Raw genomic sequence first — 21,439 nt, forward strand, 5'->3', positions numbered from 1 at the left:
ATCATGGTTGTTTTAAACAAACCATGATATTTTTTTTTTTTGTTTTATTTTGTTTTTTTCTATTTGATTGATTGAGCGTTTTATGGTAAGATAATAATAGTAGAAATCGAGGTGATAAGGATGCTAAAGCAAGAAAAACTAGATAGTATTCTAGAAGCAGTAAACACAAAAGGCACTATTACTGTAAAAGAGATTATGGAGAGTCTTGATGTGTCAGATATGACAGCTCGCCGCTATTTACAAGAACTAGCAGACAAGGATTTGCTGGTCCGTGTGCATGGTGGCGCTGAAAAACTTCGTACAGGTTCTCTCTTAAACAACGAACGCTCAAACGTTGAAAAACAAGGCTTGCAGATTGCTGAAAAACAAGAAATTAGCCGTTTTGCAGGTCATTTGATTGACGAAGGTGAAACTATTTTTATCGGGCCAGGAACAACCTTAGAATGTTTTGCTCGTGAGCTCCCTATCGATAACATTCGTGTTGTAACAAACAGTCTTCCAGTTTTTCTCATCCTAAACGAACGAAAATTAACAGATTTGATCTTGATTGGCGGAAATTATCGCTCTATCACTGGTGCTTTTGTAGGGACACTTACCTTGCAGGATTTGACAAACCTTCAGTTTTCTAAGGCATTTGTTAGCTGTAATGGTATTAAGGATAAGGCAATTGCTACTTTCAGTGAAGAAGAGGGCGAGGTACAACGAATCGCCTTGAACAATGCCAATAAAAAATACTTACTGGCAGACCACAGTAAGTTTAATAAGTTTGATTTTTACACCTTCTACAATATCTCAGAGATTGATACCATCGTTTCAGATGCCAAACTGAGTCAGGAGACATTTGAAGATCTGTCGAAACAAACAACCATTCTTTTATCTAAACCATAAAACTATCCCCACCGATTGGTGGGGATTTTTGTAAGTATTAAAATTTCAGTCTTTAATGGTTTTATTACACACGTTCAGTCCATGAAGTCGCTGTTGTTTTAAGAACTTTGTTGAGTTCATCAATGTTCTCAAATCCAGTTGTACGCAACCATTCACGAGCTGCAGCTTCACCGTCTTTGATGTAAGCTTCAACTGATCCTGCCCATGTTGCACGGCCGCAAAGAACACCGTTGAAGTTTGCGCCTGATTCGTGGGCAAAGACAAGTGTTTCTTGGAAGAGTTTAGCTGACACACCTGCACTCAAGTAGATGTATGGCAAGTTAGTTGCTTCATCTTGCGCTTTGAAGAAGGCTGCTGCTTCTTCGCGAGTATGGACGATTTCTCCATCACCAAAGCCTTCAACGTATTTGACGTTGACTGGAACTTCCACTTTCAAAACATCGATGTTGAAGCGTGGGTCTGAGAAGACCTTCATAGCACCGATAACCTTGTGTGGCTTCACTTTTGCGTATTCTGCAGAACCTGCGTCAGCAATTTTTTCATCGTAAGCCAAAATTTCGAGGAAGAACGGAATGTCTTCTGCCACACACTCTGAACCGATACGTTCGATGTAGGCTTGTTTTTCTTGGTTGAGTTCTTCAGCGCTGTCTACGTCATAGTAAAGCAAGAACTTCACAGCATCAGCGCCTTGTTCTTTGATGCGTTTTGCAGACCAAACATCCAAGCAGTCAGGCAAGCGTTTAGTGCTTGTTGTATCGTAACCAGTTTTTTCATAAGCAAGGAGAAGACCAGCATTGGCATCAAGCGCTTTTGTAGCTGGAAGTCCGTACTCAGGGTCAAGGAGCATAGATGATGCGTATTTGGTCAATTCATCTGCAACCAATACTTTAAGTTCTTCCATTTGAGCAACTGTTGGCTCTTCTGTTTGGTATTGAGCCATAAGGCGTTTCAAAGCACCACGTTGGTCAAAGGCAAGAGCTGAGATAATGCCGTTCTCGTCAGAGAGTTTTTGCAAGCATGCACGTTTATTTTCTGTTAAAACCATTTTATACCTCTTTTACTATTAATTGATCATATAAAGCTTGATAGTTGGCCATATTGACATGACCTGTCATCTTTTCTTGGGCATTGAGCATACCAAGGACATTGGCCTTGATGAGGAGTTCTTGATCAGATTCCTTATGAAGAAGACCTGATGAAATACCTGCAACAGTAGAATCTCCAGATCCAACTGGGTTAACTACTTGAATTCTCGGAATATCTACCTTGTAGAAAGTATCACCATGTTTTGCAAAAGCACCATTCGCACCAAGCGAAACGATTATCCACTCAATCCCTGCAAATAGAGGCTCTTGAAGAACTTCTTTTAATTCATCCAAATCTTCTGAAACTTCTTTTCCAAGAAGCTGAGACAATTCTTCGTTATTTGGTTTGATAACTGTTGGTTTGTGTGGTGATTCAAGGACAGCCTGAAGAGCCGCACCTGAGCAATCCAGAACAACTGGTTTCTCTGCTTTATTAGCAAGCTCTACCAAGTTTGTATAATAGTCAACTGGAAGGCCAGCTGGAAGACTACCAGAGATAGCAACTACTTCCACAGTGTCGAGAAGATTTTTGAAATGAGCCAAGAAATCTTGCCCTTCTTGTTCAAGAACTTCGGGTCCTTTCTCAAGAATTTCTGTTTGGTTGTCACCATGTAGAATGGCGATACAGTTACGAGTCTCTCCTTGAATCGAGAAGAAACGTTTCGTTACTTTATCATCGATATGCCCTACTAAAAACTCACCAAGTTTGCCACCGACCAAACCAGTAGCAGCAACAGAATCACCAAATTCTGAAAGAACTCGCGTAACATTGAGACCTTTCCCACCAGCTGTTTTCGTTACATCCACCACACGATTGACAGTATCAATCTTTAACTCATCCAAAGGATAAGAAATATCAATGGATGGATTCATTGTGACTGTTAAAATCATGCGTCACCTCTTAGTCGTGGTATTCACCGCGATCCCATTTTTCAAGGAATTCTGTAAAGAAGTTTGCATCTGCTTGATGAGCATTGTGAGTTTCAACATGCTCAATTTTAGCGATCAATTTTTTGTTTTCTTCAGATGGCTTGTATTCAGCATTGATGAAAGCTTCAATGATATCACACATGAGCAATTCACCAGTAATCTTACCACCGAAACCGATAACGTTGGCATTGAGTTCTTCTTTAGCATAAAGTGCTGTTGTCATATCACGAACCAAGGCAGAGCGTACACCTGGAACTTTATTAACAGCATTATTGATACCAACACCAGTACCACAGATACATACTCCAAGATCAGCTTGACCGCTTGTAACGGCTTCACCAACTTTTTTACCAAAGATTGGGTAGTGAGTACGAGCGTGGTCATAAGTACCAAAGTCGATGACTTCATGTCCTTTTGATTTCAAAAATTCTGAAACCGCCATTTTTTCATTTGTTACGATGTGGTCACATCCGATTGCAATTCTCATTTTATCTTACCTTTCTTACTGTAATCTAATTAACACATTTTGTTCAACATGTCGACACGAATCTGGTGACGTCCACCGTCGTATTTACCATTAACAAAACCTTTAGCAATGTTTTTGGCCAATTCGTCACCAACAAGTTGTACACCCATAGTGATCATACGTGAGTTGTTGTGTCCACGAGTCATATAAGCTGAACGTTCATCAGAAACTTCTGCAGCAACCATTCCTTTGATTTTAGTTGCGACCATGAAAGGACCAGCACCATAAGCATCAATCACGATACCAAGATTTTGTTCTTCTTTGTTTACTTCTGCAGCAACAGCAAGAGTCACATCAACAAAATCTTGACCTTCAGCTGTAACATCCACAACGTGGAAGTTTTCTTTTTCCAAGAAGTCTTTCACAACTTCTTTCAATCTCAAACCTGCAGCATCTGCACCGATAACAATAGACATATTGTATACTCCTTTTTATTATTCTAGGCTAGTAAAGACTTTTATAGTTAGCAGTTTACTTACAAAAGGCATTCTAGCAATTTATTGACAAATTTGATTGAATGAGATGAATAACACCTTATCCAAGTCCAGGAAATCAATTTCCTGGAAACAAACTTTCTCCTCGAAAGAGAATATAACAAATGATTATTTGTTTGTTACAAACATCATTTGTTGCTTACAAACATAATATACTCCTATTTTCATAAAAAGTCAACAGAAAATGTTTGTTTTTGTGTTATATTTTTTAAAATTATAAGATTTCGATCTCAAAACCAATCTGATCAACTTGACCCGGTTCTAGGAGTCGAACATTCTTCTTCTCTTCTAAATGATTTCCTTCTTCAAGTGAAGTTGATAAGCCTGACCAGGGTTCAAAAGCGATGAAAGGACCTTTATTCAGGGTAGACCAAATGATGAGATTTGAGAACTCTTGGAAGTGTACTTTTAATCCCTTCTCATGCTTACGAGAACGAAGGGCAATTGTTCTGGATTGCAACTCATCCAAAGTCACTGCATCAACACTAAACAGATCGTAACTGAGATTCACTTCCTTTTGTGAATCCAACCATGGACTTCTATCTTGGAAGTCTAACATTCCTGTTTCTGGAAAAGGACGTGGAACAGAGCAAGTTTCTTCTTTCTCAAACTCTAAATAGTAATCTTCATAGACGTCATCATCAAGTAGAGGACAATTAAATCCTGGATGTCCTCCTATAAAGAACGGCATTACTTTATTCGTTTCTTTATTGAAAATCTTGTATTGAGTACGAACAGTCTTGCCAGTCACTAGATAAGTGATTTCAAGGCGGAAATGATAAGGATAGTTTTGATAAGTATTCTCATCATCTTCGATAGCAAAGGTTACGCTGTTTTCTGTTTGTTCAACTAATTCAAATTCCTTTTTACGGACCAAACCATGACGCGGAATGCTTCCTTTTGTTTCCGTTCCATCTGCGTGACTATAGAAGGCTGTATCCTCTCTCAAAGAGCCACAGATTGGAAAAAGTACTGGAGCTTGCCCACTCCAATAAGTTGCATCTCCTTGCCACAAATATTCAATGCCATCTCGGTCCTTAATTGACGACAAGGCGCCACCTAAGGTGTTAAACTGGACCGTTAACTGGTCAGATTTCACTTCAATTACCATAATATCCTCCAACTAATTTTAGTTTTTTATATAAAAAACTAGGTTGCCACTCCCAATGTCGGAAATTGACAACCTAGTTTTCACAATTTACATTTTATAGGAGCGAATTATTTAGCATTTGCTGCGTATTCTTCGTTACGTTTGATCATTTGTTTTCTATACCAAGCAAAGATACCTACATAGAATACAAGGAAGACTGCTGCACCAAGGATTGCTTTGATATCACCTGTTGTAGCATTACCAATTGCCCAACCAAATAGTTTTTCAATTGGTCCTTCAAGAGTTGAGTGAGTAATTAATTGAGATTGGTTCACACCTTCTGGGAAGGCACCTACACCTTTAGCAAGTTCAGTTGCAAATGGAGCGATAAGAGTACCTGAAAGAAGGAAGAGTGGCAACAAGAGTGTTCCAAAGATGATCATACGGAGCAATTTACCACGAGTAACAACCAAGAGAGCTGGAGTTACACCCATGGCGATGATACCTGCAAGAGGCAAGATACCATTTCCTACGTTAGAAAGAAGCACTGCTTCAATCAACATGATTGGTGCAAGTACGTTGGCACAAGCCCAGATTTCAGCACGACCAGCGATGAAAGGCCAGTCAAGACCGATGTTGAATTTACGTCCTTGAAGGCGTTTAGTAGCAACGTTTGTAATACCTTGTGAAAGTGGTTCTACGGCTGCGATGAACCAAGATCCGATAAGTGAGAAGAGCTCCAAGCAGACACCGGCAGTCAAACCAAGGCTCAACCAACCTTTAATAACAAGTTCCCATGAAGATGCATCTTCTACTCCAGCAACTGGATGTGGAGTTCCCATCAAACCAATAACGATACCAAGAATGAAACCGATGAAGAATTTAGATCCCCAGAAACCGATTTTTTTGTTCAATTTTGCAGCGTCAAAGTCATATTTATCAAGACCTGGCAAAACTTTATCAAAGATCTTATCCAAGACCATGATAACTGGGTTCATCATGTAGTTCATGTGAGTTGAAGTCATTGGTGATGAACTTGGTGCGTTAAGAAGGTCATCGAAAGTTGGTTTCATCAAGTCAGAGTTGATAATCTTCAAAATACCAACAAGTACAACTGCTGCTGTCGCGATGAAGAGTGAAACCCCTTGGCTTACACCATTGTTGTCAGCATACCATTTGATCAAAAGACCAGTGATTGACAAGTGCCAGATATCGAAGATATCGACGTCAAGTGTGTCCGTTTTCTTCATAGCAAGCATCACAACGTTGACAATCAACATTACAAGCAAGAAGTAAAGTGTCCAAGCAGATCCCCAAGTGATGGTAGCGAGTGGTGCCCAACCAACGTCAGTGATGTTCAATTGAATACCAGTGTTTTCAACGAATTTCGCAAGTGATGCTGAGAAAGCTCCGTTGAGCATACCGATAATGGCACCGATACCTGTAAGGGCGATGGCAAGCTTGATACCACCTTCAAGCGCTTTGGAGAATTTAACTCCAAAAAGTAGGGCCAATACTGTCAAAATGATCAGCATGATGATAGGGCCACCCATAGCCAAGATAGGTTTAAAGATATCGTTGGCCAGATTGATAATGACATCCATAATAGTTCCTCCCGTTTTTCTAAGTTATATGAATGTTAACAAGATAAAGAATAAATTAGCTTAGTCCGTGTTCTTTAATAGCTGCTTCAATATTGTCAAATACTGGAGCGCTCATTGCAGGAATACGGAACAAGATTGGTCCAGCTTCGATTACTGGAATACCTGGTTCAAAACCAAGATCTGTTGCAGCGATTGGAGTAAAGATATCGTAACCTTTCATAAGGTCTTCGTTCACATCTTTAACCATGACTGCATCACAGTGAACGTCATACCCACGGCTTGAAAGTTCTTCTTCTAGAGCACTTTTAATTTGGTGACTTGAGTTAACACCTGCACCGCAGGCAGCAAGAATTTTAATCATTAGGATTTCCTCCGATTTAATAATTTTAATGTACGATTTAAGCAGTTGCTTCAGAAATGTAAGTGTAGAGAGCTTCTGGTTCAGAAATTTTTGCCAGATCTTCTAAGTGACCATTTCCAGTAAAGAAGTCCATCAACTGAGCAAGAATATTGGTTTGACTCGAACTTGAGTTGTTTATGATAAAGAAGAGTAGAGATACTTCGACTTCCTTATCAGGAGCAATCATATTGTGAAAAGTTACTGGTTTTTCTAATCGAACAACCACTACTTTCTCAGCAAGATTATGAACAATATCTGTATGAGGAATCGCTACATTTGGCAAGTTCTTTCCCAGAAATTCCATATCTAAGCCAGTTGGAAATGACTTTTCACGCGTAATCAAGGCTTCACGATAAGTTGGAGTCACTATTTCTCGTTCTTCCAACAGGGTTGCTACCTGATCAAAGAGTTGTTCTTGATTATCCGCTTCTAAGCAAAACACGAGGTCTTTGTCAAAGAAATGATCTAATCCCATAACATTTTCCCTTCTTTCAATTAACTTTTATGCTATAAGTATAACACTATATGAAATCGTTGTCAATAATTTTTTGTTTTATTTTGTTCATTTTTTTATAAATTGTGTTTTGTTTGATAAATACAATCAATATCAAACACTCCTTCGTTTCAACTACAAAAAAAGAAGGCTGAGCCTTCTAATTTTGGATTGGTTATTTAATAGAAGATAAAATCTCTTCTAGTTTTTGATAGTCTTTGACACTATCGATTTCATAGATGCTATTACCTTCTAATTCTTCTACATATACATCTAGTTCTTTAATGTTATCTTTAACCATATTGTCCCAGTAGAGATCAACAAATTCTCCACTTTCATAAGCTTTGTCAATAAAGTCAACAATCTTCTCAGCAGTTGGTGCATCCCAGAATGATACACCACTCAAAATACGGCCTGCCTTACTGTCAACAATGATATCTTGAACCTTATAGTCATCACCATAAACTAGGAACCATTCGTTTGTACAGTCTTCACGATAAACACTGAAATAGGTAGAACGTTTAAGATCGTTTCTAAACATATTTTTGAAAAGATAGTTATCTGCATCAATGACATAGCTGTTAGCTAAGTCTTCTTTAACGAGATAAAGTGAGTAAAAATTGTTGTAATCTGCGTACTTGTCATTAAAGACTAAACGAACACCATATTTTTCTTTTAAGTAGTCAAATTGTTCTTTGAGATAGCCGACAACAATGATAATCTCATCAATTCCTCGCTCTTTCAAAAATTCAATTTGGTATTCTACCAAAGGTTTTTGGTTGACCTTAACCAAGGCTTTAGGGGTATTTTCAGTCATAGGGCGCAGACGAGTTCCCAACCCCGCTGCCAAGATAATTGCTTTCACGCTATTCTCCTTTATTCTTTAATAATAATATAAACACCAGCCATGACAACAAGCGATGTAATAATGGTCACCATATCGAGTGGTGTACCTAAAAGCATTGCTGAGAACAATACTGTCCACACGACATAGCTTACGTTCAATCCAGTTGCTTTTGCAGGTTGTAAACGGTTGATAGCAATATAGTAGGCTAAGTATGAAATCATATTACATGCTGCAAAGACTAACATCAAACCGAGCAATTGCCCATCTGCTACTTCTGCAAATGAATGATGAGAAAAGAGGACAATGACAAGGTATGACAAGAATGAGGTTACTTGGCGGATTAATAGTGCTTCGATTTCACTCAAGTCACTTTCCATGGCGTAGGAACTAAGAACACTTTCACTTCCCCAGGCGATGGCACAAACTAATGCACAGAGAATTCCGATATAAAAAGAATTGACCTGCTCAACTTTGTAAGTCTGGGCAATAATACCAGCGATAATCAATAAAATACCAAAAACAGTATTCTTAGATACCTTGTGTTTCAAAATGAAAAATGCTAGTAAAACAGAAACTGCTGGATAGATAGCTGATACTGAAGACGCAAGTGAACTACCGATATACTTAACCGCGTAAAGATTGGCCTGCATTCCTATAGGTCCAGCTAGCAAGGCTCCGATAATAACACTGACATTTCGAATATTTAGAAAGATTGACAAGCGAACTTTCCCTTCTCTAATTAAGAGAAAAGCTAATAAAATAAAGATACTCAAAAAGTCATGTGCCGCTGCCACCACAAAGGGTGATAGATTTGTAAAAATTGAAAAGATATAAGCACTAATCGTTAGACCTAATCCCCAGAATATACCAGAGAGCAGACCAAAAGAAACACCATTTTTATTCTTCATCCTAACCTCCATAATAAGTTAAACCTTCGACAGCTCTTTGGTAACGGTTGATACCATAATCTCCAAAGTCAGCTCCTTGAGCTTCTTTGTACACTGTCCACAAACTCCAGATAGTATCTTGCAAGATTTTATAGATACGAATCTTCTCACGTGACACAGGCGTTTTGTCACTTTCATAGTAGGAAAGGAAAGCATCTTCCTCTTGCTTTGTAAATTCAGACTCTAAAAAAAGTGCTGCCAAGTCCCACATTGGATCATTCATGGAAGAGTATTCCCAGTCAATCAAATACAAGCGGCCTTGAGGTGACTCGATAAAGTTTTCTGGAACCAAATCGATATGACAAGACTTTCTGTCAACACCCAAATCAGCCAATCTTTTCTCTAGCAAGAATACTTCTTTTCTCACAGCTTCATAATTGGCGTAAGGGATATTTCCCTCAATCAAGGATTCATATTTGCTGATTTCCTCAAAAGGAGCAAATTCTCCTCTTAGTTCTTTGCCTGATGCATGAATAGTCTGTAAAATTGGGGCAATCTTTTCAAATTTGGTCTTAATTGAAGTGGAATCAAGCGTTGTGGCAGAATCAATGTACTCATTTACCTTGATTCCTGACTCAATATCAAAAAGATAATTCTTGACATCAAGATCCAAATCTTTCAACAATTCAAGATTGTATTTTTCATCTTGACGATTGATGAGCTTTTCGGTTCCTTTTCCGAAAAATTTAACGATATACTGCTTATTGGTTGTCTTGGCCAAATAGTTTTGGTTGGTCATGCCTCCCAGTTGTTCAACGCTGAGGACTTCCTCTTCTTCAGATAGTAAAGAAGAAATTTTTTCTTTGATAATTTTCTCCACAATTAGCCTCCTTCTCTTACACTTCCCACTTAAACACTGTTTTGAAAGCAGTATTTAGGTCTGTAGCAAAGACACGATGAATGTCCTTGATTTCTCTCACGGGTTCTTCAACATAAAGGATATTTCTCAGACGATTTGCAAACTTTTTAACTTCCATCATCTGTATTGCATTTTCAAAATCAATCCGTCCAGATCGAGATGAACCGACCAATAATAAACCTTTTTCTAAAGAGTCTCGCGTATTGATATTAACCTTGTACTCGCTCACTCCCATCATGAGAATTGTTCCCTGAGGTCGAATGTAACGAATCAAATCATTGATAGCTGGGCCTGTACCATCACCACCACAACACTCAAATCCATGATCAAAGGTCAAATCTTCTGGAATATTATCAGTAATGTAGCACTCTTTTGCAAAAGAGAAGAGCTCTAGTTTTTCCCAATGGCGGCCAATTACGATAATCTCTGCTTCTGGTAGAGTGTAATTGATAATATTGGCAACCACAAAAGCCAAACTACCATCTCCAATAACAGCGATTCGCTCTCGTTTGCTGTGGGCAAGATTTAAGAAACGATCCATGGCATGCATACCCACACTCACAAACTCGGTAATGGCAGCGACTGTGTCCTCAATGTCATTATAAGACACAACACGATCTTTTGGTAGAGAGACAAATTCTCTCATAAAGCCATCATAACCACTAGATAGGAAGTAGGTTCCAGTCATGTAGTTTTCGTAGAATTCCTTGTCACTCTGCATAGGCGGTTGATTTGGAATCATAACTACCTTTTGACCGACTTCATAAGTCCCAGTCGGATCTGAAATAACAGTTCCACAAGACTCGTGAATCATAGCCATAGGAAGTTTTTTAGCCAATATCTTTGGATCACGCTTCCCTTGATAGTAACGTTGATCCGCATGACAAACCGCCATATAATTTGGACGAATCAGGATATGATTTTCCTGATCAATGTCCTCTTCTTGGTATTTTACATTGATAAATTTTGGTTTGGTCAGTTGATAAATTTGATTAATCATAGCCTTAGTCTTTCTCAATCATGCTTTTCGCGATTTTCAAGTCCGTCACAGTTGTGATTTTAAGGTTTGAATATTCCCCTTTAGCTAGGGCAACGTCTTTCCCTTTTATAACAAAAATCTTACATGCATCCGTCAGGATTTCCTTTTCTTGATCAGATAGGGAACCATACAAATCCATGAAATCCTTGCAGCGGAAGGTTTGAGGTGTTTGACCTTGATAAAGGTGAGCACGATTTGGAATATCCGTGATAAACTGACCATTGGTGCTTTCAACAATGGTATCAACCGCTTCTACTACTGTGTCAACCGCATCATGATTTTGGGCGAGTTTGATATTGTCCTGAATCATGCGAAGTGTGATGAAGGGACGAACTGAGTCGTGGGTAATCACAATATCTTCTGGAGTAATTGGACGATAGGCATCAATGGCTTCTATAATCTTCTCGATACTAGTATTGCGATCAGCACCACCCTTGGTAATGATGATGCGGTCCTTGTGGAGAGAAAGATACTTGTCAACCAAGTCCTCAGCGTGTGACACCCAGTCTCCATGAACTCCAACCACAATTTTTTCAATACTTGGTTCTAAGACGAATTTTTCAATTGTGTGGATCAAAATAGGTCGATCACCCAACTCCAAGAATTGTTTTGGTAAATTACTGATTCCCATGCGCGTGCCAGTTCCTCCGGCTAAAATTCCTGCATAGATCATATATTTTCTCCTTTGTTTATTCTAAAAAACTCATTACCATCTATTATATCACAATCTATCTTTATCATGAAGAAAAGATAGAGCACCATTTAGTTGAACTAAGACACTATTTATCGTAAAAAGTGAACAATTTGTAACTAAATCTGAAAAGTTCATAACAAACTAAGAAATAAAAATAGATTATCCTCTATATTCTCCGTTTAACGTTCGGTTAACATAGAGTTCTTTAGAATATAATATAAACCTTAAAGAAAACTTAAACACATTTTTTTAAATACAAAAATAAGCTAGGAAACTGTTCAAATTTGTCTACACAGCTACAGTTCCTAACTTTCTTGTTTTTATCTATGATTATGGAATAGATTACTTTTCCTGATCTTGTTCACCAGATCCTTTAACTGCCTTTTTAAACTCAGACAGCATTTTACCAATTGATTCACCCAGTTCCGGTAAACGTTTTGGTCCAAAGATTAAGAGTGCACCTAGAACGATGATAATCAATCCTGGAGCACCGATATCACGTAAGATTCCCATTCTTTTCTCCTTTCATTTTTTTCTTTATTATCCTCTTGCTAATTACAATACTAAGCTCATAGAGCGAGATTAAAGGAATTGTCATGGCTAGATCACTAATAAAATCAGCTGGTGTCAAAATAACAGCGAGTACCAATAAAATAAAGTAGGCATAACGTCTATAGGTAACTAAGAGCCCTGGTCCAATCAAGCCAATCGTCGTTAAAAAAGCGATGATGACTGGCAATTCAAAGATGAAGGCCAAAGGGATAGTTGTTTGAAAAACAAAGTCTAAGTAGTTCTGCGCTGTTAATTGAGTTTCAAATAATCCTTCCCCGAGCCCTAAAAGCACTTGAAGTAAGGCAGGCGTTACAAAGTAGAAACCAAAGGCTAGGCCAAGTAGAAAGCAAATAAAACTAGCTGGAATATAGGCAAAGATTGCTCTTGCTTCTTCGATTTTCAACCCTGGTTTGACAAAACTCCATATCTGATAAACTGTAAAAGGAAGCGTAATAGTAAAGGACATTAGGCTCGCTAAGCGAAAATAAATCCACAAAATATCATTTGGACCTAATACAATCAACTTTTGATTAAAGGACTGAGTTAGATAGTAGTAAAGCTGATCTGCAAACAATAAAGCTCCACAGAAGACTATAAAAAAGCAGGCTATAACAACAATAAATCTCTTTCTAAATTCTACCAGATGTTCAATAATTGTCAATTCTTTTGTATCCATCTACTTTTCACCCTGTCTCAATGTGACCGCCAAAACAATTATCAAAAAGACTAGCTGACTTCCTAAACCTTCCCAACTTGGATAGATGCCCAATAGGTCGATAGTAGGGAAACCTGGTACTAAGTGGTTAGGTGCCATATTGGTCAGCTGGAGAGCATGTAGGCTAACACCTAGCATCTTGAAGGCAAGAGCATAAATCATCCACGTCAGTAGGAAGAAGACCTTATGAGGTAGGAAGAATTGACTCGCCTTGTTCATCAGAAATGCAATAATCAGCAAGACTAACAAAGCTAGAGAAATTCCTAGGATAAACTCAAAACGAGATATTCTCGGTAGAATTCCTACGTAAAAAAGAATGGTCTCTGCCCCTTCACGAAAAACAGCTAGAAAACTTAGAGCAAACATGGAAATGAATGAACCTGTCTTGGTCACCGTTTTCATCTGGGAATCCATAAAGTCATTCCATTTTTTGACCGAGGATTTACTGTGAAGCCAGATACCGATCAAAATCATCATCACTACCGCAAAAATCCCAACTGCCCCTTCGATGATTTCACGATTGGAGCCTGATGTCACTGCTGGAAAGGCAATTTGCAGGATAAAAGCAATAAGGAGACTAGCCATGATTCCAGTGATAGCACCACCATAAACCCACTTGAGTCCTTTGCGCATCTTGGCTGCTTTTAGAGTTGTGACCAAGGCCATGACGATTAAGAGAGCCTCTACCCCTTCTCTCAGGAGAATGAGCATAGCATCAAAGGCATTGTAACGTGCACTGGTATCAATTTGTGATAAATCTGCAATCAGTTTTTCTAATTTTTCTTGATATTCCTTCTCACTTCCCTTGACCATAATCACAGGACTTTCACTTTCAACTCGTGTATAGAGGGAAGGATTGGTCGTGCTAACAGAACCCTCAATCGTTGGCCAGATAGTGATGAATTCCTTCATACTAGCTGCTCCTGATGCTTGGTCGCCAGCTTGGAATTGTTCCAATGCCTTCTTCAAAAAGGCAATACCGTCTTTGAGACTTAAATCAGAAGATGCTTCTGCGACTTCTTTTCCAGTTACAAAATCATCAATAGCCTTTTTTAAGTGCTCAAAGGAAGTCTGGATGGAGTTAAAATCAGTAGGCTCAGTTTCTATGCTACTACGCAAGAAGGAGATAGCTGTTTCAACACGTCCATAATGGGCCGTACTATTGTCACGAACCACACTTTCATTGATGGTCCAAGTGGAATTCATCTTTTTATAGGCTTCTCGAATTTGCTCTATGTCTTTGGAAGAAATTGCCTTATCCAAAGTCTCAAAACGTGGTTTTAGTCGACTAACAAGCTTTTCTTTTTCAGCAACAAGATCTACCGGATTTTGCTCTTTCTCAAATGCAAGAAGAGCAGATGAAATCTGTGTCAGATTTTCTTCATTAATCTCTCCTGACAGAGCAAGCTTTTCCTTGACGATCTTACCAGCTTCCGAATCAGAATGTTCTACTTTTTCAAAATCCGTCGCCATTTCTCTAACAAGAGCTTTGGCTTCTGCTTGATTTCCGTTTTTTATAGCTTTAGAGGCATCCGTTATCTTTACAAAATATGAACTCAGGCTTTCCTGTGCGCTAACGGGAAAAACAGCTAACAAGAGAAAGGACAAAGCTAAGAAACAAATGTTAATCTTCCAATAATTTTTGACCAATATAGCCTCCTTTCTCTACTCCACCAAAGCAGGCAAAGAGACCACTACCGATGTGGGTTACATACTCATTCATCTTGTCTGTAGCTCCGAGGTTGGTTTGAACCTTGACAAAATGATCTGGATCCTTTTGGAAAGAGATAAAGAGTAAACCTGTGTCAAATTGTCCAGTTTTTTCATCAATGCCATCTGAGTATGAATAGGATCGGCGTAAGAGAGGCTTATCTACCTCTTTGGCTAATCGAACATGCGAATCATCAGGTAAAAGACTTAAATCCACTTCATCAAACTCATTCTTCTTACCAAAGGGAGCGCCACTTTCCTTGTAGCGACCAAAGGTATTTTCTTGCTCTTCAAGATTGGTTCGATCCCAAGTATCGAGAAACATTTGGATGCGGCGAACGGCCATATAGGATCCATTTTCCATCCAGTCCTTGCTATCAGCCCAGACAACTCGGTCAAAATCCTTCTCTTTGGTCACATTAGCTGTTCCATCCTTGAAACCAAAAAGGTTACGTGGTGTCTCCAGACGATCTCCAATAGCAGCAAAACCAGATTGGCTCCAACGGAGGGTCACCGCATTTCTCCCTTTACGGATAAGGTTGCGAATAGCATGAAAAGCAACTTGCTCGTCATCTGCACAGGCTTGGATAACAATATCTCCCCCAGTATATTTTTCACGTAGTTGCTCTTTTGGGAAGGGAGGTAAATCCTTAAAAAGTTGAGGACGTTTTTGCTCTAATTTCATCTTTTTCAGGAAACTAGCAGATACACCAAAAGTCAGCGTTAAACGATGAGGATTTAGCCCCACGGTTTCTCCAGTGTCACTAGGTGGCAAGAGGGCATTCTGACCATCTTTTTTAACCAATTCCCCCTCGACCAACTTGGAACTATAATCCGTCCAATCCTTGAACAACTGGATAATCTTATCCTTATCCGTCGTATGCAAGTCCAAAACGACAAAATAGATATTTTTTTGCATGGGCGTACTAATCCCAGCTTGATGCTTGCCATAAAAGTCAATCTTTTCATTACCGTACGAGATTTTTTCCTGACTTCCTAGCTTAGGAGCGAAAAAAGCAGAAGCCCCAGAGAGTCCTAGCGCTAAACCAGCCCCTCCAATTCCTGCTTTTTTTAGAAATTCTCGACGGTCCATTTTCTTTTCAAAAAACTTTTCGTCTTTCTTTGTCATACTACTTATTCTCCATCAAGAAACTTGCCCATTTGTGATAGAGGTTCACCAAGTTTTGTCACGGCTTCAGCCAATTCCTTGGTGTCTTCTTTTGTCAAATCAGTATAGAGTTTGTAGTGTTCCTTGTCTGTCATGTGTTTATCCAGCAAACTATTAACAGACTTGAAATCTGCTTCCAATTCTTTAACTAAATCAGCATCTGATTTTTCTAGTAAAGGTTTAAAGAGTTGGAAAATCTTCTCAGCACCTTCAATATTGGCACGGAAGTCATACAAGTCTGTGTGAGAATAAATTTCTTCCTCACCTGTAATCTTGCTTGTCGCTACTTCATTGAGCAAGTCAACTGCTCCAGTCAACATAACCTTGTAGTCCACATCCACAGTTGCAATCTTAGCCTTCAATTCTTTGATATCATTGACTAATTGATCGCCATAACTTTCAGTTCCTTTAGTTGTATTTTCTTCCCAAAGGATACGCTCGATACGGTGGAAACCTGACCAACCTTCCTCTGTCTTGTTTTCGTCCATATAGTCTGCTAAACGGAAATCAATCTTGACATCTGACTCACCAAAACTTTCGGCAATCGGTTCTGAACGCTCATAAGACATACGAATCAGTGGATAAACCTTCTTAGCCTCTTCTAATTTGCCTTCTTTCAACAGTTTGACAAAGCCTTCCGTATCTGTCAACAGTTTATCAATTTGCTCTTGTACAAAAGTCTTATAGTCAGCAGTAGTCTTATCAAGCATTTTTTGCTTGTCTTCAGACAAGGCTGTTACCTTAGAGGAATCACTTGTGTTGCTTGGCTTAGATTGATTATTAGCACAAGCAGTCAATAGCAAGGCTGAAGATAAAAGAACGAAACCTAGTTTTTTCATTATTTACTCCTATCATTTCAGGGATCCTGAATTTATTTTACGTTTCATTATATCATGTCTTCTCTCATTTTTCAATAAATTGTCAGAAAATTTAATAATTCAAAAATTAACTATTATTAGACTTTTAATCCTAAAATTGTTAAAATAAAAAGGAAAATAATAGAAAAAGGAAACTGTAAACCGCTATGATGAATATGCAAAACATGATGCGTCAAGCACAAAAACTTCAAAAACAAATGGAACAAAGTCAAGCAGAACTTGCTGCTATGGAATTTATTGGAAAATCTGCTCAAGACCTTGTCCAAGCAACCTTAACTGGTGATAAGAAAGTTGTAAGCATCAACTTTAACCCAGCCGTTGTTGACCCAGAAGACCTCGAAACTCTATCTGACATGACCGTTCAAGCTATCAATGCTGCGATGGACCAAATCGACGAAACGACTAAGAAGAAACTTGGTGCTTTCGCTGGAAAATTGCCTTTCTAATCCATAAGAAAAGAGAAACGAATGTTTCTCTTTTTTCTTAGAAGTCAAAAAATCCCATGGCTTTCTTTAGAATCAAATCAGTATATTCAGGGTCATCCTGAGCCATCAATACCTGTGACTGTACCATTTCTAGGTCATCTGTTATCATACCGTTGGCTCCTAGACGAATAGCTTTATCGAAAGCGTCAGAACCATTTACGGTCCAAACGTAGAGACTCTGATCAGTAGTCCAAAGTTTATTAACAAAGTATTCATCCAAGGTTGAATATTCCATGGTATAACCAGTTGCCTTGGTTCTTGGGAAGATACTGTTATAAGGCATAATAAAGTAGGACGGAATTTCAGAATCATAAGTCAACACTTTATCAATCACATGATAGTCTAGTGATTGCATCTGATGTCCATATTTCTTGATAGTCGCTCCATACTTTTCGAGGAAATGGTCCATCATTTGCGGACTATCTTTTTTACTGGTTTTAATCTCAATCAGCAATTTTTGGTTTAATGCATTGGCGCGTTCCAGATAAGCATCGAAACTGGAAATTTTTGTCTGATAACCATTTTCCGAGATTTGAATATTGGTTAATTCTTCGAGTGTTAAATCTTGAGGGGCAGCATTGATTCCTGCTAAATTTTTGAGGTTGGCATCGTGCATCATTACAAACTGACCATCTTTGGTTTCCTGGACATCCATTTCAATCAAATCTGGTTTTAGTTGAGCTGTTTTCTCTAACGACTCGACTGTATTCTGAACTCCGTTTTTATTGGAAACTCCTCTGTGAGAAATAACCAAAGGGGTACTCGTGTCAGGAGACTCAAGATAGATATAACCCTCTAAAGCAAAAACGATACTAGCGCAGGCTATTACCCCCCATCTCATCAAATGGTCTTTCTTCCTTCTTGGCATGATTTCAAGTTCTTCACCAGTTAAAAATGAAACGAATTTAACGAGAAAATAAGTCAAGGTCATATAATGGAAGTTCTTAATCAAGACATAATTGATTATCCCTAGGACTAGGGATTCTTTATGAGTTAATTCATCCATTACAACTTGAGCAAACAATATGGGAATCAAGAGTAGAAAGAAAAAGAGGTAGGTTTTAATGATAATGAGGAGCAAGTTCCAAGCATAGAAGATAACGTGTTTTTTTGTCTTTTGCAGACTATATTTCACTCCCTCTCTCACTGTTTTCTTTTCAAAGAGAATCTTGGGAAGAGCAAACATGAAACGAACTGAAATATAGAGTAAAATCCAAGCAGAGGACAGAATCAGCAGACCAACTAGCCAATACTTATCTTCAAGGTAGGTAACGATAAAATCTGGAATAATAATCTTATTAAGGTAATAGATTTTTAAAATTTTCCTGATGAAAGGAAAAAGCATAGCTACGTAAAAGAAGACAAAGGCCATTTTACAGAAACTGAATCGTTTCATAAATAGAAAACTCTGTTGACAGACTTTTCGACTATACTCAATCAAGGTTCTCTTTTCATGGTAGAGAAGGTGACGCGCCCCAATGAATAAAAGACAAATCTGAAAATAAGCAACCAAGAGATTGACTGCAATTAAGATGAGAAAGGCTAAACTGACAAAAGGTGAGCCTTGAATAATAGCAAGAAAGTTATTGTAAGAAATAAACAAATAGCCTGTTTGTCTGAGCAACATCCCTGCAATCCAAGAATTCAATGGCAACCAGACAAACTCAACCATCATAAATATCAAGAAAAATAGAAATAAAATCTTATCTAGGTTATAGTATATCTTCCTAAAACCTAGCTTCTTAGGTTTTTCAGGTTTCATAGGCACTCCTAGTCTAAAAATTGGGATAAATCTAAGCTACCGAAAGGATTATTCATAGAAAAACTACTCTGGTCTTCTATTAATAGCTTTCCTTCATCCGATTCCAAAAAGGCTTCATAAACACGCGCTGTCATACGCGCATCTTCTAAACTATTATGCGATTGTCCTTTAAACCCTAAAAAATTCGCCACAGTTTGCAATTTGAGATTGGCTATGCCGTGTAGATCAGAACTACGGCGTTCAAAAGCCTCATCATATAGGTCGACCTTATACTGGTCACGATAGTCCAAACCGTGCTCCAAGAGAATTGGTAAATCACTCTTAGCTGCATTGTAGCCAACGATTGGTGATTTGCCAACAAAGGCCTGAAAATCTTTTAAAACTTGCTCTACTTTCGGCGCATCTTTCAAGGTTTCAGCTGTGATCCCAGTCAAACCATTGATAAAACTCTTCAATGGGGCTGTAGTATAAACATAAGAATCAAAAGCAGCACTTTCTTGTCCATCTTGAAAGCGGACTGCTGATACTTGAATTAAATGGGTAACCCCATCGTGTTGATTAAACTCTAAATCAAAGGCAATATAATCTCGTAATTTTTCCATCTTTTACCTCAATTTCGACTCATTTTAACTATAAATAATAAAAGAAGCCATTAGGTTAGTGAATAACCCAAACAGCTTCTTTATTTTCCTCCAAACAAGCGAGCAAAAAAGCCTTTTTTAGTTGCTTGGACTTCTTCTTTTGCTTGGTCCAACTCTAGTTTCAAGGTTTCTTGATCCTTCATGGCTTGAAGAGTTAACTGTTGTTGTTGATCCAACTGTTTGTCCTTCTCTGCAATCTGACGGTCTTTGATTCGCATCTGCTCATCTTTTTCTGCCAACTGCTGGTCCTTGGCCTTGAGTTGCTCGTATAATCGAAGAATTTCAGCATTCTTCTCATCGACCAAGATTTCCATCAGTTCGCGTTGTTTTACATCGTCACTGACTGGCTCATCTTCAAAAATCGTTTTTTTGTAGATTTCTTCAAGCTTGATTAAGCCACTTCGAGTAACTACAGTTACACCTTTGTCATTTTTTTTCGTGTCCTCTTCTGGAAGTTCTTTGACACGATTGTTGATTGCTTGACGAGATAGTCCTAAGACCTCTGCAATCTCACTGACGGTCATTTCAATACTCATAATATCCTCTGAAACGTTTTCTAGCTTTTCTTTATTTAAATCTTATCATAAGCTAGATAAACTGTCAAATTTCCGCTTAATCCAAAGCCTTTAAAAAGGCTAGTAAGACTTGGGCAGAACGACGTCCAGCTTCAATGATGAACTCATCAAATGAGATAGAGGCCTCGTGATTGGCATTGTCACTCATAGCTCGAATGACTAGGAAAGGTAGGTCAAGAGCCTGAGCTGCCTGAGCAATGGCTGCACCCTCCATCTCAACAGCTAGAACATCTGGAAAGTGGGATTTGATACTAGCAATCTTATCATCTCCAGCTATAAAACTGTCTCCTGTAGCAATCAATCCTAGGTGCCATGTCTGCTCTAATTGAGATAAAATTGTTTGAATCCTAGTGATAAAGTTCTTATCGGATTCAAAGTAAAGAGGCTGACCAGCCATCTGACCATAAGCATAGCCAAAAGCAGTCACATCCACATCATGATAGACAAGTTTATCCGCAATCACGACATCACCAACAGCAATCCCTTCTGCAAGAGCACCTGCTGATCCTGTATTGATGATAGCTTCTACCTGAAAATGGTCAGCAAGAACAGCTACACTCATAGCCGACATGACCTTCCCAATCCCACTCTGAACTAGGACAACTTCTGTCTTGCCAATAGTGCCAGTATAGTAGGTATTTCCCAAGAACTGGACTTCTTGAGTTTTGTCCAAATTCTGAGTCAGATATACTAGCTCTTCTGGCATGGCAGCAATGATTCCAATTTTCATTTCATGTCCTTTCAATTACAAGAGTTTCATCGCCAAAACTAACAAAATCAAGAGTAGGATGACTGCAAATAAGATGCGATTGAGTTTCGAATTAAAAACATTTCTCTTCGTGTTCTCAATACGACGGCTCTTATGAATCGTTGGTTCTACTTCGATTGTAAGTGTATCTTGACTAAAACCGTGGTCTCTAGAACGTGAATAACCAAAATGTTGTGATGCAGTAGGCAGGATTTTGGTTTCCTCATCATCTTGAAGAGGTGGTCCTGAGATTTTCTCACCACGATTGGCACGTTCAATCATTTCATCTGTTAATAAAGGTTTTCCCAT

Annotated in this window: 25 protein-coding genes; 2 read left to right on the forward strand and 23 right to left on the reverse strand. The window is 38.6% G+C overall.

Annotated features, from left to right (window positions below; translation table 11 throughout):
• The first annotated feature begins 120 nt into the window (after window positions 1-120).
• Window positions 121-888 (forward strand): DeoR/GlpR family DNA-binding transcription regulator, encoded by a 768-nt coding sequence (locus tag SNAG_RS05535; RefSeq protein WP_000917584.1) that lies wholly within the window; start codon window positions 121-123, stop codon window positions 886-888.
• Between the two features lie 64 nt (window positions 889-952).
• On the opposite strand, the gene lacD is transcribed toward SNAG_RS05535, so the two are convergent.
• The 18 genes from lacD to efeO form a co-directional block, all read right to left on the reverse strand.
• Window positions 953-1,933, reverse strand: coding sequence for a tagatose-bisphosphate aldolase (lacD, locus tag SNAG_RS05540; protein ID WP_096407329.1), 981 nt, complete (start codon window positions 1,931-1,933; stop codon window positions 953-955).
• Window position 1,934: 1 nt separating this feature from the next.
• Window positions 1,935-2,864 carry a tagatose-6-phosphate kinase gene (locus SNAG_RS05545; protein WP_096407332.1) on the reverse strand — a complete coding sequence of 310 codons (930 nt, stop codon included), beginning with the start codon at window positions 2,862-2,864 and terminating at the stop codon, window positions 1,935-1,937.
• A gap of 10 nt (window positions 2,865-2,874) precedes the next feature.
• The gene (gene lacB / locus SNAG_RS05550) at window positions 2,875-3,390 is read right to left on the reverse strand and encodes a galactose-6-phosphate isomerase subunit LacB (protein WP_096407335.1); all 516 of its coding nucleotides are present in this window, start codon (window positions 3,388-3,390) and stop codon (window positions 2,875-2,877) included.
• 29 nt (window positions 3,391-3,419) lie between these two features.
• Complete coding sequence (lacA, locus tag SNAG_RS05555; RefSeq protein ID WP_096407338.1) at window positions 3,420-3,845, reverse strand: galactose-6-phosphate isomerase subunit LacA; 426 nt, start codon at window positions 3,843-3,845, stop codon at window positions 3,420-3,422.
• Window positions 3,846-4,137: 292 nt separating this feature from the next.
• Complete coding sequence (locus SNAG_RS05560) at window positions 4,138-5,034, reverse strand: aldose 1-epimerase family protein (protein WP_096407340.1); 897 nt, start codon at window positions 5,032-5,034, stop codon at window positions 4,138-4,140.
• 107 nt (window positions 5,035-5,141) lie between these two features.
• Window positions 5,142-6,617 (reverse strand): PTS galactitol transporter subunit IIC, encoded by a 1,476-nt coding sequence (locus SNAG_RS05565; RefSeq protein ID WP_044020842.1) that lies wholly within the window; start codon window positions 6,615-6,617, stop codon window positions 5,142-5,144.
• A gap of 55 nt (window positions 6,618-6,672) precedes the next feature.
• Window positions 6,673-6,978, reverse strand: a complete 306-nt coding sequence (locus SNAG_RS05570; RefSeq protein ID WP_000590577.1) for a PTS sugar transporter subunit IIB — start codon at window positions 6,976-6,978, stop codon at window positions 6,673-6,675.
• Window positions 6,979-7,015: 37 nt separating this feature from the next.
• Window positions 7,016-7,492 (reverse strand): PTS sugar transporter subunit IIA, encoded by a 477-nt coding sequence (locus SNAG_RS05575; protein ID WP_172842390.1) that lies wholly within the window; start codon window positions 7,490-7,492, stop codon window positions 7,016-7,018.
• A gap of 193 nt (window positions 7,493-7,685) precedes the next feature.
• Window positions 7,686-8,375 carry a sugar phosphate nucleotidyltransferase gene (locus SNAG_RS05580; protein ID WP_096407346.1) on the reverse strand — a complete coding sequence of 230 codons (690 nt, stop codon included), beginning with the start codon at window positions 8,373-8,375 and terminating at the stop codon, window positions 7,686-7,688.
• An 11-nt stretch (window positions 8,376-8,386) separates the two neighbouring features.
• Window positions 8,387-9,265: a DMT family transporter gene (locus SNAG_RS05585; RefSeq protein ID WP_096407348.1), complete on the reverse strand. Its 879-nt coding sequence runs from the start codon at window positions 9,263-9,265 to the stop codon at window positions 8,387-8,389.
• A gap of 1 nt (window position 9,266) precedes the next feature.
• A complete protein-coding gene (locus tag SNAG_RS05590) occupies window positions 9,267-10,124 on the reverse strand; it encodes a phosphotransferase family protein (RefSeq protein WP_096407351.1) in 858 nt (285 codons plus the stop codon).
• Window positions 10,125-10,140: 16 nt separating this feature from the next.
• Window positions 10,141-11,163: a ribitol-5-phosphate dehydrogenase gene (locus tag SNAG_RS05595; protein ID WP_096407353.1), complete on the reverse strand. Its 1,023-nt coding sequence runs from the start codon at window positions 11,161-11,163 to the stop codon at window positions 10,141-10,143.
• Window positions 11,164-11,167: 4 nt separating this feature from the next.
• Entirely contained in the window at window positions 11,168-11,875 is a 708-nt protein-coding gene (locus SNAG_RS05600) for an IspD/TarI family cytidylyltransferase (RefSeq protein WP_000638514.1), read from the reverse strand.
• A 363-nt stretch (window positions 11,876-12,238) separates the two neighbouring features.
• Entirely contained in the window at window positions 12,239-12,409 is a 171-nt protein-coding gene (locus SNAG_RS05605) for a twin-arginine translocase TatA/TatE family subunit (protein WP_096407356.1), read from the reverse strand.
• Window positions 12,393-13,124: a twin-arginine translocase subunit TatC gene (gene tatC, locus SNAG_RS05610; RefSeq protein WP_096407359.1), complete on the reverse strand. Its 732-nt coding sequence runs from the start codon at window positions 13,122-13,124 to the stop codon at window positions 12,393-12,395. The genes SNAG_RS05605 and tatC overlap by 17 nt, the downstream gene beginning before the upstream one ends.
• A complete protein-coding gene (locus SNAG_RS05615; RefSeq protein WP_096407361.1) occupies window positions 13,125-14,813 on the reverse strand; it encodes an FTR1 family iron permease in 1,689 nt (562 codons plus the stop codon).
• Window positions 14,788-16,002: an iron uptake transporter deferrochelatase/peroxidase subunit gene (gene efeB, locus SNAG_RS05620; RefSeq protein WP_096407364.1), complete on the reverse strand. Its 1,215-nt coding sequence runs from the start codon at window positions 16,000-16,002 to the stop codon at window positions 14,788-14,790. The genes SNAG_RS05615 and efeB overlap by 26 nt, the downstream gene beginning before the upstream one ends.
• Window positions 16,003-16,007: 5 nt before the next feature.
• Complete coding sequence (gene efeO / locus SNAG_RS05625; protein WP_096407366.1) at window positions 16,008-16,880, reverse strand: iron uptake system protein EfeO; 873 nt, start codon at window positions 16,878-16,880, stop codon at window positions 16,008-16,010.
• A 185-nt stretch (window positions 16,881-17,065) separates the two neighbouring features.
• Between efeO and SNAG_RS05630 the strand changes: the two genes are divergently transcribed.
• The gene (locus tag SNAG_RS05630; protein WP_096407369.1) at window positions 17,066-17,365 is read left to right on the forward strand and encodes a YbaB/EbfC family nucleoid-associated protein; all 300 of its coding nucleotides are present in this window, start codon (window positions 17,066-17,068) and stop codon (window positions 17,363-17,365) included.
• 37 nt (window positions 17,366-17,402) lie between these two features.
• Here SNAG_RS05630 and SNAG_RS05635 read toward each other — a convergent pair whose 3' ends face one another.
• The 5 genes from SNAG_RS05635 to macP all read right to left on the reverse strand — a co-directional run bounded on the left by SNAG_RS05635 (window position 17,403) and on the right by macP (window position 21,439).
• Window positions 17,403-19,166 carry a glycerophosphoryl diester phosphodiesterase membrane domain-containing protein gene (locus tag SNAG_RS05635; RefSeq protein WP_096407372.1) on the reverse strand — a complete coding sequence of 588 codons (1,764 nt, stop codon included), beginning with the start codon at window positions 19,164-19,166 and terminating at the stop codon, window positions 17,403-17,405.
• Window positions 19,167-19,174: 8 nt separating this feature from the next.
• Entirely contained in the window at window positions 19,175-19,768 is a 594-nt protein-coding gene (locus tag SNAG_RS05640) for a 3'-5' exonuclease (protein ID WP_000413619.1), read from the reverse strand.
• 80 nt (window positions 19,769-19,848) lie between these two features.
• Window positions 19,849-20,343, reverse strand: coding sequence for a chromosome segregation protein RocS (rocS, locus tag SNAG_RS05645; protein ID WP_000021248.1), 495 nt, complete (start codon window positions 20,341-20,343; stop codon window positions 19,849-19,851).
• Between the two features lie 76 nt (window positions 20,344-20,419).
• The gene (locus SNAG_RS05650; protein ID WP_096407374.1) at window positions 20,420-21,112 is read right to left on the reverse strand and encodes a 5'-methylthioadenosine/adenosylhomocysteine nucleosidase; all 693 of its coding nucleotides are present in this window, start codon (window positions 21,110-21,112) and stop codon (window positions 20,420-20,422) included.
• A 15-nt stretch (window positions 21,113-21,127) separates the two neighbouring features.
• Window positions 21,128-21,439, reverse strand: a complete 312-nt coding sequence (macP, locus tag SNAG_RS05655) for a cell wall synthase accessory phosphoprotein MacP (protein WP_000517869.1) — start codon at window positions 21,437-21,439, stop codon at window positions 21,128-21,130.

Source organism: Streptococcus sp. NPS 308 (assembly GCF_002355895.1).
In the GTDB taxonomy this organism is placed as follows: Bacteria; Bacillota; Bacilli; order Lactobacillales; family Streptococcaceae; genus Streptococcus.